Below are 1772 nucleotides of genomic sequence, written 5' to 3'. Positions count from 1 at the left end.
GAAGTCGTCAGAGTGATCTACGATAAAGACCAAATCAGCTACAGGGAACTTCTTGGAAGTTTTGAATCATGGTCTGTTCATGGTAGAAAGCAGGGCCAGTATCGCCAGATACTTTTTGTTTTTGATCTGGAGCAAAAACAAGTAGCTGAAGAACTGATTCAAGCGATTGGAAAGGAGAAATCTCCCGAGGTGATTGAGGCCGGAGAACAAAATGGTTATTTTTGGCCCGCCGAAGATTACCATCAAAAGCATCGTCTTCGCAGAAACAAACAGCTTGTAAGTCTTGCAGAAGTAGATTTCGGTCCTCGCTGGGATGAACATCTGTATTTTACTAAATTAAATAGTACCGATAGAAAAGGCTTCAGTCTCTCAAGCTGGCTAAAAAAGTTGTCTCCGGAAATGCAGAAAGCTTACCGAATCGGTTAATCTGAAATTGCAGCTGGCTAAAGAACTCTATTTTCTATATGTAAAGAATGTGACGATCTCCTTCACATGGAGTCCAAGAGAGCATAAAAAATCTGTGTAAGTCGCATTACCCATGTATTTGAAAGGAATAAATAATGCCAATATCAGACCAGCTTATCGACCGAAGCAAGACCTCAGTTTTTATGAGGTCTTGAGATCAGCGCAGCATGAACAGATCTCTTACAGTGTGGCGAACACACTGGTTTGATTGCGGCCTTGGGTTTTAGCTTTGTATAACATCTGATCGGCGACTTCGAGCAACTGCTTTTTGTCGTCAAATAAATCAGCGCTGGCCAAACCTATGCTGACCGTTAATTGTCGTAATAACCACTCATGGTTAGCCACTACCAGCCTTAACTTTTCCAGTGTTTTATTTGCGGACGCTGTGTCTGTGCCTGGCAGGATCAGCACAAACTCTTCACCACCATAACGGGCGAAAAAGTCATAGTTCCTGCTATGGCGCTGAAACAGAGCCGCGACTTGACTCAGTGCCTCATCTCCTGCGGCATGACCATAGCTGTCGTTAAAACTCTTAAAGTGATCAATATCAATCAATGCCAGTACAAAAGATTGTCCTGTTCTTTGCCAGCGAGCAAATTCAGCTTCAAACTTGAGGTCAAAAGCTCTTCTGTTGTTCACCCCTGTCAGCGCATCCGTCATGCTGGTATTATGTAATTGTTCGCCGACTTTTTTCAGCTCCAGTATGGCGATCACTTGTCTGGACAGAGCCTGCAAAGAGCTTATCTGCCGCTGGTTCAGCTGCTTAGGAACATGATCATAGACACAAATAGTACCAATCACTGCACCTTCGGGATCAATCAGCGGCGAGCCAGCATAAAATCGGTAGCCAGGTCCTGAAATCACCATAGCATTGGTACTGAATCTGTGATCTAAAGTAGCGTCAGGGACCACCATTACCGCATCAGGTGTTTCCATTGCATACACGCAAAAGGACTCTTTAATTAATACAGAGGTACGCGAAATACCAACTTTTGCAATTAGATTCAGCTTTGTGTCATCGGTTCGCGTCACCATAGCCACTGGTGCATCACAGATATAACACGCCAGTTCAGTGATATCCCGCAGGTTCTGATCTGCTTCAGCAGGTGCTTTTAGTGTGGTTTCTGCACTAGCTGTTTGAGCTAAACTAAAGGTCATGTACTTCTCCGTTTTTCTACTGCATTTTTCAAAGATCCTGCATAGAAAAATGAATTAAATCGTTGATTTAACTCTAGCATAGATCTGTCAGACTTGAAGTTATCTCTGTAGCAATGGTATTGTTTTGTACAATATTCGCCTGCTTGATT

2 protein-coding genes are annotated in these 1772 nt (G+C 43.2%); one reads left to right on the top strand and one right to left on the bottom strand.

What is annotated here, in order from left to right:
- Positions 1 to 426, top strand: a 426-nt coding sequence (locus ACRN9H_RS19585) for a peptide-methionine (S)-S-oxide reductase (RefSeq protein WP_432315876.1), incomplete at its 5' end; no start/stop codon positions are given.
- 219 nt (positions 427 to 645) lie between these two features.
- Here ACRN9H_RS19585 and ACRN9H_RS19580 read toward each other — a convergent pair.
- A complete protein-coding gene (locus ACRN9H_RS19580) occupies positions 646 to 1623 on the bottom strand; it encodes a sensor domain-containing diguanylate cyclase (protein WP_002119794.1) in 978 nt (325 codons plus the stop codon).
- Positions 1624 to 1772 lie beyond the last annotated feature (149 nt).

It is taken from the genome of Shewanella sp. MF08487 (assembly GCF_050848685.1).
GTDB classification, from domain to species: Bacteria; Pseudomonadota; Gammaproteobacteria; order Enterobacterales; family Shewanellaceae; genus Shewanella; species Shewanella glacialipiscicola.
The sequence above is the reverse complement of the archived record's forward strand: the minus strand, read 5'-3'. Positions and strand labels throughout refer to the sequence as shown.